Origin of the sequence: Allobosea sp. OK403, from assembly GCF_900113835.1 — a bacterium.
Taxonomy (GTDB): Bacteria; Pseudomonadota; Alphaproteobacteria; order Rhizobiales; family Beijerinckiaceae; genus Allobosea.
The window spans coordinates 144,183-158,492 of sequence record NZ_FOQV01000009.1; the positions used below are offsets into that span (position 1 = coordinate 144,183).

Below are 14,310 nucleotides of genomic sequence, written 5' to 3' on the forward strand. Positions count from 1 at the left end.
CGAAGACTTCCGATCATGCGAAGGCTCCTGCCTCTGCGACCGAGGACCTGTTGGTCCAGGCGGCCAAGCGCTGGGCTGCCGGCTACGAGGCCGAGCGCGAGAACATCAGCCAGGCCTATGAGGATCTGCGCTTCCGCGCCGGGGACCAGTGGCCGAAGGAGGCGATCGCCCAGCGCGAGGCCGACCAGGCCCCGTGCCTGACGATCAATCGCATTCCGCAATTCGTGCGCCAGGTCACGGGCGACATCCGCCAGGGCCGGCCCGCGATCAAGGTGGTCCCGGTCGACGATGGCGGCGATGAGGCGGCGGCCGAGCTCCGAGCCGGCATCATCCGCTATATCGAAAACCGCTGCGATGCGCCCGGCACCTACTTTTCCGCCGCCGACAGCCAGGTCAATAGCGGCATCGGCCATTGGCGCGTCATCACCGAATATGCCTCGCAGACCACCTTCAACCAGGAGATCGGCATCCAGCTCGTGCAGGATGGCGTTTCGGTCGTTTGGGACCCGGACGCCGTCGACCTGACCCGGAAGGACGCGATGTGGTGCTTCGTACCCGTCGACATCGCGATCGATGCCTACAAGGAGAAATACCCGGACGCGCCGGTCACCGATTTCAGCCCGGAAAGCGAGGGGCATTTCGAGGGCTGGATCACCACCAGCACGGTGCGCGTCGCCGAGTATTTCTACAAGAAGCCGGCCAGGATCACGCTCGCCTTGACCGCAGACGGCGCGATCCGCGACGTCACCGAGGCACCGGCCGAGGAGCTGGCCGCGCTTGCGCAGCAAGGCGCCCGCATTGAGGAGCGCGACAGCTTCAAGGTCTATCGCTGCCTGATCACGCAAGGCCGCATCCTGGAAAAGCCGGCGCTCTGGCCCGGCCGCTATATCCCGATCGTGCCCTTGCTCGGCGAGGAGATCAGGATCGGCCCGCGCGTCATCCGCCACGGCATCGTGCGCTTTGCCCGCGACCCGCAGCGGATGTTCAACTATTTCGCCTCGAAACAGGCCGAGGTCATCGCGCTCCAGCCCAAGGCGCCGTGGCTCGGCACCGAGCGGAATTTCGAGGAGTACGAGGACGAGTGGGAGAACGCCAACACCGAGTCCAGGCCCTATCTGCGCTACACGCCTGATCCGTCGAACGGCAATGCCGCCCCGCAGCGCGTGCAGCCGCCGGTGTCGTCGCAGGGTGTCTCGGAAGGGCTCCAGCTTGCGGCCGAGAACATGATGGCGGTGATCGGCATCCACCAGGCCGGGCTTGGCGAGGCCTCGAACGAGAAGAGCGGCCGGGCGATCCTCGCCCGCCAGCGCGAGGGCGATGTCGGCACCTTCGTCTATCTCGACAATTTCGCCCGCGCGGTGCGCCACACCGGCGTGATCCTGCTCGACCTGATCCCGCATATCTACGACACCGAACGCACCATCCGCATCGTCGGCGAGGACGGCAGGATGACGCCGCTGCGCGTCAACCAGGCGGTCGGCATGGTCGTCGGCGGAGAGGGCGATGATGGCGAGGCGGCCACCGCCCAAAAACTCAACGACCTGTCTGTGGGTGCCTATGACGTGGTGATCGAGCAGGGGCCGTCCTACTCGACCAAGCGCGAAGAGGCCAAGGACGGCATGGCCACCCTCGTCCAGGCCGTGCCCAGCACCTTTGGGCTGATCGGCGATCTCTATGTCCAGGCGCAGGACTGGCCGATGAAGGACCAGATCGCCAAGCGCCTGAAAATGGGCCTGCCGCCCGCCATCCAGCAGATGGAGGCTCAAGGATCGGGCGAACAGCCGCCACCGCAGCCGCCGCAGCAGCCCTCGCCGGAGGCGATCGCGGCGCAGCAGCAGGCGCAAGCGCAGGGCGCGCGCATCCAGATGGACGGCGCCAAGACGCAGTCGCAGATCGCAACCGAGGAGCAGCAGCGCCGGATCGACCTCGCCAGGGCGCAGAGCGACCTCGTCGACGCGGAGAGTGCGAGAGCGATCGCGGCGCGGGAGGCTTCGGACAGGTCGCGCAAGGCCGAGGCGGAAATCGCGCTGATCGAGGCGAGGCGAACTCTCGCCTTGGCGCAGATCGGTGCGCTCGGGTGCCGCGCTGGCAGTGCGGAAGCCGAGGCGGAATCCGATGTGGCGATGGCGCAGCACGATGCTGCTTTGCGCGAAGCGCAGGTTTTTGCCGCGCAACCGCAGGCCTTGGCCGCCGACACTGACGGTCTTTGATATCCCCCGCGCCGTCATCCCGGACAAGCCGCGCAGCGGCGCCGATCCGGGATCCATGCCGGAGCGTTGCCTGGTCAGGCTCAGGAATGGATCCCGGGTCTGCGCTTCGCTACGCCCGGGATGACGGCGTGCAGATGGTCAGGACACGAAACAGGACTTCACGCCAGGCCAGCGCATGAGGCGCAGGCCGCGATGATGAGCAAGCCGCCTTTCCGGGCGGCTTTTTCTTTGGATGCACCATGAACGATTGGGATGACGACCTGACCAACGGGCAGGCGAGCGCAAGCGCGCCAGCCGACGGAGAACAGTCTGAGGACGAGGCCACGGTAAAAGCCGCGGAAGCGTCCGGAACAGGGACTGGCGAGCATGACGGCGCTGAAGGCCAGCAGGCTGACGGCGCCGGCGAAGAGGAAGAGCAGGACAAGCCGAAGAAGCGGCGCTCCGGCGTCGAACGGCTGAAGCGGGAGCGCGATGCGCTTCGCGATGAGGTCGAGCTTCTGCGCAGTCGCACCCCGGTGGTCGACGATGGCGCGGCGATCGACAGCCTTGTGCGAAGGGAAATCGGCGACCCGCCCAGCGAAGACGCGTTCAGGGGTGATTGGTTCGCTTACGAGCGGGCCATGACCGCCTATGAGGCGGAACGTAGGATCGTCACCCGTGAGGTGAAGGCGCTGGCGAGCCAGGTTGCCTCTCACTCCGCCGAGCGGATGAGCGATCTTGTCGAGGATTTCAATGATCGCGTCGCTGACGCGGTCAAGGTGATCCCCGACTTCCTCGATGTCGTCGGCAAGACGAATGACAGGACGCATCCCGTCTCCCCCATCGTCGGGCAGCTCATTCTCGAAAGCGAGAAGGGGGCGCTGCTGCAATACCACTTCGCCAGGAATCCCGCCGATCTGCGCCGCCTCAACGGATTGTCGCCGCTCGGCGCCGCCCGTGAAATCGGCAAGATCGAGGCTCGCCTGTCCCTGGCCAAGCCCACCACCGCAACCAGAGCCCCACCGCCCGTAACCGCTCCCAAGGGCGGCGCCAGCCCATCGAGCCAGGAGGCCCGCATGGAGGCGTATCTCAAGCGGCAATACGGCGACCGGGCATAACTTTCAGGAACAGCCAACATGGCAAACACCACGCTGACCCCCTCCATCGTCGCCAAAACGGCGGTGCGCATTCTCGAAAACGAGCTCGTCATGGCCGGCATGGTCTATCGCGGCTATGAGGACGAGTTCGACAAGAAGGTGAACGGCTACTCTGCCGGCGACACCATCACGATCCGGAAACCCACGGATTTCACCGTGCGTGACGGCGCCGTGATGGCGAGCCAGGACGTCACGGAAGGGCGGACCACGATCACGGTCGACAAGCAGAAGGGCGTCGATTTCGCCTTCACCTCGAAAGAGCTGACGCTGAACATCGACGAGCTCGCCGAGCGCGTCATCAAGCCCGCCATGGTCCAGCTCGCCAACCAGATCGATCTCGACGTGATGGCGGAATACAAGAACATCCCCAACTGGGTCGGCACGCCCGGCCAGACCGTGGATGCTTTTGCCGACTTCGCCAAGGCGCCGACGCGGATGGATCTCGGCGCCGTGCCGCAGGACATGCGCTCCGGCGTGCTGAGCCCGACCGATTACTGGGCGATGGCCGGCTCGCAGACGGCGCTCTACATGCAGAACGTCGCGCAAGGCGCCTATCGCAAAGGCCGTATCGGCGAGATCGGCGGCATCGACACCTATATGTCGCAGAATGTGCCGACGCATATTGTCGGCCCGCTCGGCGGCACGCCGCTGGTCAATGGCGGGGCGCAGGGCGTGACCTATGCCGCGGTCAAGGACACCGGCATCCAGTCCCTGATCACCGATGGCTGGACGGCTGCGGCTGCCGCCCGCGTCAAGGCCGGCGACGTCTTCACCATCGCTGGTGTCTTCGACGTGAACCCGGTGACCAAGGCGACCCTGCCGCATCTGAAGATGTTCGTCGTCAAGGCGGACGCGTCCTCGGATGCCTCGGGCAACGCGACGCTGACGATCTCGCCGCCGATCATCACGTCGGGCGCCTTCCAGACGGTCTCGGCTGTGCCCGCGGACAATGCCGCGATGACATTTTTCGGCGCTGCCGGAACTGGTTACGCCCAGAATCTCGTCTTCCACAAGAATGCGTTCGCCCTGGTCGTGGTGCCGCTGGTGAAGCCGCCGGGCGCCGTCGATGTCTCGCGCGAGACCTACAAGAACATCAATGCGCGCGTGATCCCGGTCTATGACGGCACCAACGACAAATCGGCCTGGCGTCTCGATATCCTCTACGGTGTCAAGACGGTCGATCCGCGTCTCGCGGTCCGCCTGTCGGGCAGCTGAGCGGGCTGATGGCCGGCAACAGGAGGGGCGGTCTTCGGGCCGCCCCTTTGCGTTGGCGGGGCGTGATCCTGACGGCCTTCGGGCATTCCACGCTGCCCGAACCGTCAATTGCGAGCATGAGCCGTCATTGCGAGCGAAGCGAAGCAATCCAGAAGGTCTCGCTCGACGGCCCCTGGATTGCTTCGTCGCTGACGCTCCTCGCAATGACGGGGTGGCCGTGCCGAAGCCCAGGAATTGCAGCACAGGAAGCGCAGCCCTCATCCTTCGAGACGCCGCTCCGCATCTGCTCAGGATGAGGGCTCACGTTTCCAAACGGTCCCTTAAACCCGCCCCCTTTCATTCACGAGACAAACCATGAGCCAGACCAAAGCCGATCTCGTTCGCGAGGTGCTCGGAGAGCTGTTTTCGCTGGCCTCGGGGCAGGTGCCCAGCGCTGAGGATACCGCCTTCGTCGAGCAGCGCATCGACCCGACGCTGGCGGCGCTCGCCAAGCGCAACGTCATCTATATCCCCGATGCCGAGGAGATCGAGGACGAGGTCTTTGACGCGCTCGTGGCTTATCTCGCGCAGATCTGCGGCCCGAAATTCGGCCGGTCGCGCGACCTTGCAGCCAAGCAGATGGCGGAGGATGAGCTGCGCACGGTCCAGCGCATCGGCAGCGGAACCGGCCGGATGCTGCGCATCGACCGCGCGCTTGTGTCCCGCCGCCACTATCGGAGCATCTTCTGATGCCGCCGCTTCCTTTCCCGAAATCCTCGACGCCGGGCGTGCGGCCGGGCGAGGGCGAGGGCCGCTATGTCAATTGCTATCCGGTGCAGGAGGGGGATCGCTCCTATGTGCGCCGTGTCGCCGGACTGACCCGCAGCGTGGCGACGGGGAAGACCGGCGTTCGCGGCCTGCTCGATGTCAACGGCGTCAGCTATGTCGTGTTCACCGGCGCTGTCGTCACGGTTGCCGCTGACGGCACTGTCACGACGCTGACGGGCGCAATTCCGGGCTCCGACGGCGTCACGCTGGCGCGCAACAACAAGGTCACCGATGGCGTCTCGACGCCCGACATCGTCGCCGTGCGCGAGGGTGGCGGCGCCTATCTCCTGAGCGGGACGGCGGTTGCCGCCTATCCCGATGCGGACCTGCCGGCGACGGTCAACAGCGTCGATTTTCTCGGCGGCTATTTCCTGTTTTCGATTCCCGATGGCCGGCTCTTCGCCTCGGAGCTCAATGCGACGCAGATCAACGCGCTGAGCTTCACCACGGCGGAAAGCCGCTCGGATGGTTTGCGCAGGGTCGCGGTCCAGGGCTCGCTGGCCTATGGCTTCGGCGGCTCCACCATCGAGCCCTACCAGAATGTCGGGACATTGCCATTTCCGCTGCAAAGGGCGGCGACCGTGCCCCCTGTCGGCATCCTGACCACCATGGCGGTCGCCGGGTTTCAGGAGACCTGGAACGGCCCGCTTTATTTCGTCGCCTCGGACAGGACGGTCAAGGCGCTGTCGGGCTATGAGACGGCGACGATCTCCACCCCGGATGTCGACCGCTTCATCGCGGCCTCCAGCGCAGCCACGGTTGCGGTCGATGTCTTTGCCTGGCAGGGCCGGCAGTTCGTCACTGTCTCCAGCGAGAGCGGGAGCTGGATCTACGACACCGTCGAGCGCTCCTGGCATGAGCGCCTGAGTATCGGGGCCGCCCGCTGGCGCGCGACGCGCTCGATCTATTCGAATGGGCAATGGCTGTTCGGGGATACGCTGTCGGGCGATCTCCTGACGCTGTCGGGCACGCTGACGGAGAACGGGGCTGCGCTCAGTGGCCTCATCCAGTCCGGCCCGCTGAAGGACTTCCCGGCCCGCGTCGCGGCCGGGCTCTCCGCCGATTTCACGCAAGCTCAGATCACGATCTATGTCTCCTGGTCGCATGATGGCGGCAAGAGCTGGAGCAGCGAGCTTCAGCGCTCGCTTGCTGATGCGGACACATGGCCGGTCAGCGTCGCCAATCTCGGGCTTTCCAGCCATGCCGGCCTCATCCTCCGCTTCCGCTGGGAGGGTTCGGCCGATTTCTCCTTTCTCGGCGCGACAGCCGACCGGATCGATGCGAGGGCCGCCTGATGGCCTATTTCGACCCGCTGACCGTGCCCGCTATCATGCCGGTGACGGTCAGGCGCACCAATGAGCAAGGCTTTCCCAGGCAGGCGCTGCTCGATTACGAGCAGGCGCTGCAAGCCTGGATGAAGTCGAACGTCGCCAACACCAACACGCGGCTGAACCTGGTCTCCGACGAGGTCGACGGCGCTTATGCGGCCGTCGCGACGGAGGCCATCGCGCGCGCGGCAGGCGATTCCGCGCTGGCGGCCGAGCTCACCACGCTTGAGACGACGGTCGGCGACAACACGGCCGAACTCGATATCCTCAGCGCCTCCATCGATGGCATCGCCGTCAAATACGCCGTCACGGGCACGATCAACGGCGTCACCGGCGGCTTTGTCCTGACCGGCATTCAGAAGCTCGGTGGCGGCGCCTCCTATCTGCTGGAGATCACCAGCGATGTCGTCATCAACGGCAACCTGCTTGTCACCGGCACGGTCGAGACGGTCGCGGTCGCCAGCCACGCCATCAGCCAGGTCGCTTTCTCGGCCAGCGGCGGCATCAATACCGGTGTCGGCATCACCGTGCGGGCCGGCGCCACCGTGGCGATCACCGCCTCGTTCAACGGCTTGGCCGGCTCCTATTTCCCGCTCTCGGCATCGCCGGGCACTGTCTATGTCGAGCGCGACGGCGTCCTGATCGGTTCCGTGGCGACGAATTTCGAGGCCTCGGGCTCCGGCTCTTCAGCCGGCATTTCCTTCCTCCAGACCACCGTTCTCTGCCAGGACAGCCCCGGCGGCGGCTACCATGATTACATCGTCCATTCCGGCAACGGGGCCGGCGTCGGCGGCGTCGCCATCCTCGTTCAGGAGTTGGCGCGATGACGGTGGGGCCTGCTGTCGCCTTCGTGCGCTATGACGAGACCGGGGCGGTGACGGAATGGGGCCGCATGGCGCTGGGCGTCATCGAGCGGCAGAGGCAGGCCGGCGCGCGGATCATCGCCGGCGGTGGCGGCCCGGATTTCTATGTCGATCTCGAGACAAGCGAGGCCCGGCCCAAGCAGGACAATCCGGCCTGGCTCGACGGCATGACGCTGCGCGACGTGCCCGTACCGGCAACCGTGATGATCGGGCGCACGGCCTATGCGGTCACCGACCCGGTCGTCGAGCTCGAATTCCCGCTGCCGGGACCCTACGCGGTCGAGGTCCGGTCGCTGCGCCACCTCACCAGGACATTCGAGTGCAAGACATTCGAGGTGACCCCGTGAAGATCGTGCATCGCGACGATTACCGCGCCCGCAGGGCTGCCGATTATCCGGCCCTGACCGAGCTGGCCGACGCCCTGGTCCACCAGCAGGCCGGAGACGGTGCGAAGCTGCGCGCCTATCTCGACGCCTGCCGGGCCGTCAAAGCGCGCTATCCGAAGCCGGATCCGGTGGAATCCGAAGCGTCGGAACCCAAGATATCGGAACGCAAGGCAACCTGATCCCCTTCAGCGCCGAGCGCTGGCGTTATTCTCGCCCGTCATCCCCCGCGCCGTCATTCCGGGACATGGCGCAGCCATGGGCCCGGAACCCAGAACCGATGCGCGCCCTCGTGAAGCGCGCCGGTACCCCCTCCCAAGCTGCGGCATCGGTTCTGGGTTCCGGGCTCGATCCTTCGGATCGCCCCGGAATGACGGCTGAGCTTCAGTCACAAGCCGGTCCCAAAGGCCGTTGGCATAAGGAAACCATCATGGCTTCAGTTTTTTCAGGCCGCGCCGGGCGACTGGCGGGCATATGGGCGGCCGACCAGGCCCAGAACAACTACAACCAGCAGCAGGGCACGCTTGCCGAGGGGCGCGACAACTCGCTCTCGGCGATCGATTCCGGGCGGACATCGAGCCTGGCGGCGCTGGGCCAGGGCTATGGCGCCGCCGTCCCCGAGTACCAGGCGGCGATCGACCGCTTCAACCCCTGGACTGAGGCCGGCAAGAGCGCGCTGACGACCTATCAGAACAGCCTTGGGCAGAACGGCACTGAGGGCAATGCGGCGGCGGTCGCACAGTTCCAAGCCTCGCCCGGCTACCAGTATCAGGTCGATCAGGCGACGGATGCGGTCGCGCGCAAGGCCTCCGCGCTCGGCGCGCTCGGCTCCGGCAACACCATGCAGGCGATCACCGACCGCGCCGCGAACCTCGCCAACCAGGAATATGGCGGCTGGCAGGACCGGCTCAACGGCCTGTCGAATACCGGCCTGCAGGCGACAGGCCAGCAGGCCGGCATCCAGCAGGGTCTCGGCAATCTCTACGCCCAGCAGGGCCGCGACCAGTCGAATGTTTACACGAACGCCGCCGGCCAGGAGGCCGGGATCTATACCGGCTATGCCAACTCGAATGCGAGCGCGCTGGGCAATCTCGGCCAGACCATCATCGGTGCCGGCACCGGTGCGCTGATGGCGGGCCAGACCGCGGCCCAGAACCGGCTCAATTTCGGGATGGGGCTCGCCAATCTCGGGGCATCCCTGTTCGGCAGCGCCATGGGCGCAAAGAAGGTGGCTTGAGATGGCGCAACCCTGGAATCTCGGACCTCCCGTCGTCGATTTCGCCCCGCTCTCGAAATTGGGGGAAAGCTACAACAACGCCTATGACCAAGCGCGCAAGCGCCAGAGCCTTGCCGAGATCGGCCAGAGGCTCGATGGCTCGCCCGAGGGCTATCTGAAGGTCGCCCAGGGCCTGCTCGCGGCGGGCGACGCCAGGGGCGCGGCGAGCATCCTTGCGCTCAGCGAGAAGGCGAGGGCGCGCGGGCAGGCGGGCGATGCCGAGGCGCGCAATCTCATGGCGCCGGGCGCGTCGTCGGCGGATGAACCGCAGGCCGCGTTTGCGCCGTCCACGCCCTCAGTCCCGGCGCAGCGCGCATTCAATCGCCCGGTGCAAGTGGCCGAGACTGAAGCAGATGTGCAGCGGCTCGAAACCGAGATGGAGCAGCGCAATGGGTTTGGCTATGGCAACCCCGCTTTGCCGGCCGGCATGCGCAACAACAATCCCGGCAATCTCAAATATGCCGGCAACACGGCCTTTCCCGGCGTCCTCGGGCCGTCCCAAAATACCGACCAGGGCGACCCGCAAAGCGTGTTCAACTCGCCCGAGGCCGGCATGGCCGCCGCTCACGGCCTGGCCCTGCGCAAATACCAGGGCGGCAAGCGCACAGCCGATGCTCTGATCGCCGGCCGCAACGGCTGGACGCCGGGCAACCGCGCCGCGGCGATCAACATCGCGCGCGCGATGGGCCTTGCCCCGGATCAGGATCTGCAACTGGCCGATCCGCAGCGGGCGCAGGCCTTTCTGCAGGCGCTGATCGCGCAGGAGCATGGCGCGGCCGGCGCTCGGTATCCCTCCGACATGATCCAGTCCGCGGTGAACGGGCGCCTGGGTGGCGCACAAGTCGAGCAGGGGCAGGAGCAGGGGGCCCACGCCCAGCCGCAGGCTCGTGAGGGCTCACGCGCCCGCATGCCGGACGGCACGATCATCACTCTGCGCAACGGTCAGTGGAGGCCGGAATAATGGCCGAGCTTCGTCCTTACGAGCCGAGCTGGCGCGACCGGCTTGGCCAATTGCTCATGGGCGATGGGCGGGCCTCGCCCGAGCGCCGCCGCTTCGTCACGGGCCTGCTCGGCTCGACGGGCTAGAGCAGGATGCGAAAAAGTGGGATCCGGTTTTTCGCATCGATCCTGCTCTCACTTTTAGATGAGAGACGGATTCAGATGTCAGATGGGATCACTCGGTGATCCCATCTGACATCATCCGGCTCTCGGGCAGACCGGCATGTCGCTTATCGACCTGACGCCGCTGGCTGCGCCGCTCTCCGCCAATGAGGCATACCGGGACTACCAGGAGGGGAATTACACAGGCGCTGCGCTGAACGGTCTTGGCGCCGTTATGGGCGCCACGTCGGCACTTTCGGGGATCGGAAAAGGAGCGAAAAGCCTAGCATCCAGAAGTACTTCGATCTATAATCCTCCGACTAAGACACTCCGTCCTTTCGAGGCCGATTACCCTGCCGGAGCGCCCACCGATGCAAGCGGAAAACTCACGCAAGATCTGGACGGAAGGCCGCTTACCGCAAGATATGTCGCCGGCCGAAATTACGTTGGCGAGGGCGATACCGGCATTCCAGCGTCTGCATATGACGCCATCGGAAAGGAAGGAACGGGCCGATTCCCTCAGGCGGTTACGTCGCGCGAGATCGGAGGGGATGCGGGACGGTATGTGGTAACAAGGGACCGGCGCTCCGGTAAGATTGTCGCCCGCGATACCTACGTAGACAAGAACCTCGCTCCCGACAGGTACTCCCGCGTCCTTGCACATGAGATCGGGCATGGCATTGACGAGTTGGCCGGGACCATCCCGACCGTCGGCCTCAGCGACGAAGTGAGGGGCGTCTATAACAGCCTGAACAACGGCCACCGGAATGCGGCGGGAACGGATGCCCGCGCCAACGCCAAGCCGTTCCTGCCGCAGCATAACGGCTACAAGGGCGATGATATTCCGCGCGAGTATATGGCTGAAGCCATCCGCGCCTACATGGCCGATCCAAATTACCTCAAGACTGTCGCGCCAAAGACGGCCGCCCGTATCCGCGAATACGTCAACCCCAATCCCAAGCTCAACCGGACGATCCAGTTCAACTCGATCGCGGCGCCTGCCGCTGGTCTTGCTGCCGGCGGTGCGGTTCTTGCCGGCTCAGACGATGCGAAGGCCTCGCCCATGGCGCCAGAGCTACCTCCCGGCGCTGTCCTGATCGATGGGCCTCCCACTGACGCAGGCCCGTGAAGGCTCACGCGCTCGCATGCCGGACGGCACAATCATCACTCTGCAGAACAATCAGTGGGTACCATAATGGCTGAGCTTCCTCGCGGCGCTACGCTCATCGACGACCTCCCTGTTGAAACCGGCAGCGGGCCGCTTGTCATCACGGTGGCGCCCAATCGCCGGCAGCGCGACATCCCCGCACCGCCGGAAGGGTTCACGCCCACCAATGCGCCCGCGCCCGCTCCTTCGACGTGGGACAGCGTGAAAACGACGCTGGCCGATGTGGGGCAGGCGCTGCCAACCGGCATCATTAAGGGCGCGATTGGGATCGCTGGTTTGCCTGGCGTAGCGGCTGATTGGCTCGGGAAAGGCGCAGACGGCGTTGCCGAGTACCTTACTGGCGAGCCCGTCGCTCAGAAAATCCGGGAGAACACACCTGCACAATCGGTCTCCCCCGCTCGGTTAACCCAGTATTTCGAGAACCTGACGGGCAAGCTCTACGAGCCGCAGACCACCGCCGGCAAATATGCGCAGACGGTGGGCGAGTTCATCCCCGGCGCCGGACGCTCCCTCGCCAATCAGCTGCGCTATGCTGTCGCTCCAGGTATCGCGACTGAGCGGGCGGGGCAGGCGACGGAGGGAACGCCTCTTGAACCATTTGCTCGCGCAGGCGCGGCAGTGGCGACTGGGGGTCTTGCTGCTCTCACAACTCGCCCCGCCACAGCGACGACCCTTTCCGCCCATCTGCGTGGCGTTGACGAGGCGACCCTTGTCGCGGCCGAGCAGCTCATGCAGGCGGCTCAAGCGCGCGGCATCGCCTTGGCGTGGCCGGAAGCCATCGCGCACGTATCCAATGGCGGCAGCAGAGGTCTCGTGAACCTTCAGCGCTTCACCGAGGACTCCGTCGGTGGGGGCGATATCATGGGTAATTTCATGGCCCAGCGCCCTGGGCAGGTCGAGGCGGCGGGCCGGCAGACGTTTGATGCCCTCGCCCCGCAATCCCAGGCTCCCGCGACCCTCGGTCCCACCATCGGCCGCGCGGCCGATGATACGATTAAAGAGGCGACTGGAATCATAGATCGCGCGACGAGCCCGGCCTATCAGGCGGCAAAAGCGCAACGTGTCGGCCCGCAAGTGCATGATGTGCTGATGTCCGACCCCCTTTATGCGCAGGTGTTCCAGGAGGTACGCGGCACCCCGGCCTTGAACCGGACAATCGCCACTCTGCCGGACGACGCGGTCGGCGTGATCGACGTGGTTCAGCGCCGCATGGGTGAGCATGCAGCCGTTCCGGGGCAGGCAAGTGCGCGCAATATGACCGCCTCCGCCCATTCCGACGCCCGCACCGTGCCGATAGCCGCTGCGGATAGGGCCACAGGCTCGCGGGCGGCTACCGCCACGCAGCCTGCGCAGATCGGCTCATATGAAGCGGCCCGGGCTCAGCAGGAGGCCTTGCGCCAGCACTATCTCGAGCCGCTGATGGCTGGCCCGCTTGGGAAGATCGCCAAGCGCGACATCGAGACGCGCGAGGCGATCGAGGTTCTGTTCCCGACGGACCCTGTGGCGGTGAGCGCTCGGGAAATCACGGATACCATCGGAGCCCTGACGCGGCGAAGCCCCATGGCCGCGCGCCAGCTTGTCCGCGCCCGTGTCGAGAGCCTGTTCAATAGTGCGACCCGGACGATTCAAGCCAAGCCGAACCAGTTCGGAGGGGCGGACTTCGTCTCCGCACTGAAGGGAAACTCGCAGCAGGCGGAAAACCTCGCGGCTGCGATCCAGGGCGTCGGCGGCCCGGAACTCCTGCAGGGCTTCGACGAGTTCCTGAATATTCTGAGCGCGACCGGCCAGCGCCTGCACCCCGGCTCGCAAGCCCCCTTCAACAAGCAGGCGGAGGATGCCTTGAAGGGCGGGGGCGGCGGGATGGCCGCAGACACTGCCGGGATGCTGGTAGAGGGCCGCATCAAATGGCCGAAGAAGGCCACGGAAACCTATGAGCGGTGGCAGTTGGGGCAGAATACGGAAGAGATCGCCCGGCTCATCACCGACCCTGCGGGAATCGAGACGTTCAGGCGGCTGGCCAAGGCCGCGCCTGGTTCCAGCCAGGCTCAGGCTCTCGCCATCCGGCTGGCTGCCATGACCGCGCAGGCCATTGCGGCCGCGCAACCACGCAAATAGGCTCACGACGAGATGATCGCGCCGGTGCAGGCTGCAGGGCTGTCGATCGCGACGCCTTTGATCTTCGCACGCGCCCAACCCAGGGTGATCCGGGTCGCCAGAGCGAGCCAGGCGGATCCAAAATGCCCTCATCGCTCATTCAGCGATCCTGCCGCAAATGCGTGAGGGAGCCAGGGGGCGAGGGCCGGGGGCTTTTCGCGATCCACTCGACGTCTGGTTCTGGCTCAGCAGATGCGTTTGACTTCCGAACGGTGAAGCTGTGCCACAACGCCAAGGCAGTGGCCCAGATTAGTCCAAGGAGCCCGAATACAATAAATGAACCGTACAAGTACGAGCGGACGTCTCCTGTCTGGAATATCCTCGGCAAGCCGGGGCCGAAGGCAACAACGAGGATAGCCAAGAGCAGGCTCGCAAAAACCCGGCGCCCCCAGCGCCCGATGCCCCGCAAATGCAAAGGGGCATCCCGCACGGCTATGACCGCAGCAGTGTAGACGCCGGCGATCACCGCCCCGGCGATGAGCATGCCACCTACATTTGGCTGCTGACCCCTCGCTATTGTATCGACGTAGACAAGCCACACCGTTCCGCAGAAAAGGCCCGCCTGCGGCAGATACCAGAGAAGCAGGTTCTTCATGTGTCGTCGCCCGCAAGCAGTCCCTCAGGTTGTTGATCCTGCCGTAGGGTAGGGCGCAAAGTCCATATCAAACC

14 protein-coding genes are annotated in these 14,310 nt (G+C 65.6%); 13 read left to right on the top strand and 1 reads right to left on the bottom strand.

Annotation, left to right across the window (positions count from 1 at the left end; translation table 11 throughout):
• Window positions 1–50: 50 nt before the first annotated feature.
• From BMZ97_RS23995 to BMZ97_RS24050, 13 genes are all read left to right on the top strand, one after another.
• Window positions 51–2,210, top strand: coding sequence for a portal protein (locus BMZ97_RS23995; RefSeq protein WP_175525709.1), 2,160 nt, complete (start codon window positions 51–53; stop codon window positions 2,208–2,210).
• A 239-nt stretch (window positions 2,211–2,449) separates the two neighbouring features.
• On the top strand, window positions 2,450–3,307 hold the full coding sequence (locus tag BMZ97_RS24000; RefSeq protein WP_092175748.1) for a hypothetical protein: 858 nt from the start codon (window positions 2,450–2,452) through the stop codon (window positions 3,305–3,307).
• A gap of 18 nt (window positions 3,308–3,325) precedes the next feature.
• Window positions 3,326–4,561: a P22 phage major capsid protein family protein gene (locus BMZ97_RS24005; protein ID WP_092175751.1), complete on the top strand. Its 1,236-nt coding sequence runs from the start codon at window positions 3,326–3,328 to the stop codon at window positions 4,559–4,561.
• 354 nt (window positions 4,562–4,915) lie between these two features.
• Window positions 4,916–5,290, top strand: coding sequence for a hypothetical protein (locus BMZ97_RS24010; RefSeq protein WP_092175753.1), 375 nt, complete (start codon window positions 4,916–4,918; stop codon window positions 5,288–5,290).
• A complete protein-coding gene (locus BMZ97_RS24015; protein ID WP_092175756.1) occupies window positions 5,290–6,663 on the top strand; it encodes a hypothetical protein in 1,374 nt (457 codons plus the stop codon). Before BMZ97_RS24010 ends, BMZ97_RS24015 begins: the two co-directional genes overlap by 1 nt.
• Window positions 6,663–7,523 (top strand): hypothetical protein, encoded by an 861-nt coding sequence (locus BMZ97_RS24020; protein WP_092175759.1) that lies wholly within the window; start codon window positions 6,663–6,665, stop codon window positions 7,521–7,523. Before BMZ97_RS24015 ends, BMZ97_RS24020 begins: the two co-directional genes overlap by 1 nt.
• A complete protein-coding gene (locus BMZ97_RS24025; protein WP_092175761.1) occupies window positions 7,520–7,906 on the top strand; it encodes a hypothetical protein in 387 nt (128 codons plus the stop codon). Before BMZ97_RS24020 ends, BMZ97_RS24025 begins: the two co-directional genes overlap by 4 nt.
• Window positions 7,903–8,124 (top strand): hypothetical protein, encoded by a 222-nt coding sequence (locus BMZ97_RS24030; protein WP_092175764.1) that lies wholly within the window; start codon window positions 7,903–7,905, stop codon window positions 8,122–8,124. The genes BMZ97_RS24025 and BMZ97_RS24030 overlap by 4 nt, the downstream gene beginning before the upstream one ends.
• 248 nt (window positions 8,125–8,372) lie before the next feature.
• Entirely contained in the window at window positions 8,373–9,179 is an 807-nt protein-coding gene (locus BMZ97_RS31375; protein WP_092175767.1) for a hypothetical protein, read from the top strand.
• Window position 9,180: 1 nt separating this feature from the next.
• Window positions 9,181–10,179, top strand: coding sequence for a hypothetical protein (locus tag BMZ97_RS24040; RefSeq protein WP_092175769.1), 999 nt, complete (start codon window positions 9,181–9,183; stop codon window positions 10,177–10,179).
• Entirely contained in the window at window positions 10,179–10,304 is a 126-nt protein-coding gene (locus BMZ97_RS31770; protein ID WP_280141779.1) for a hypothetical protein, read from the top strand. Before BMZ97_RS24040 ends, BMZ97_RS31770 begins: the two co-directional genes overlap by 1 nt.
• Window positions 10,305–10,440: 136 nt before the next feature.
• The gene (locus tag BMZ97_RS30900) at window positions 10,441–11,448 is read left to right on the top strand and encodes a hypothetical protein (protein ID WP_139221309.1); all 1,008 of its coding nucleotides are present in this window, start codon (window positions 10,441–10,443) and stop codon (window positions 11,446–11,448) included.
• 66 nt (window positions 11,449–11,514) lie between these two features.
• Entirely contained in the window at window positions 11,515–13,602 is a 2,088-nt protein-coding gene (locus BMZ97_RS24050; protein ID WP_092175775.1) for a hypothetical protein, read from the top strand.
• A 139-nt stretch (window positions 13,603–13,741) separates the two neighbouring features.
• Here BMZ97_RS24050 and BMZ97_RS24055 read toward each other — a convergent pair whose 3' ends face one another.
• Window positions 13,742–14,236, bottom strand: a complete 495-nt coding sequence (locus BMZ97_RS24055; RefSeq protein WP_092175777.1) for a hypothetical protein — start codon at window positions 14,234–14,236, stop codon at window positions 13,742–13,744.
• Between the last annotated feature and the right edge of the window lie 74 nt (window positions 14,237–14,310).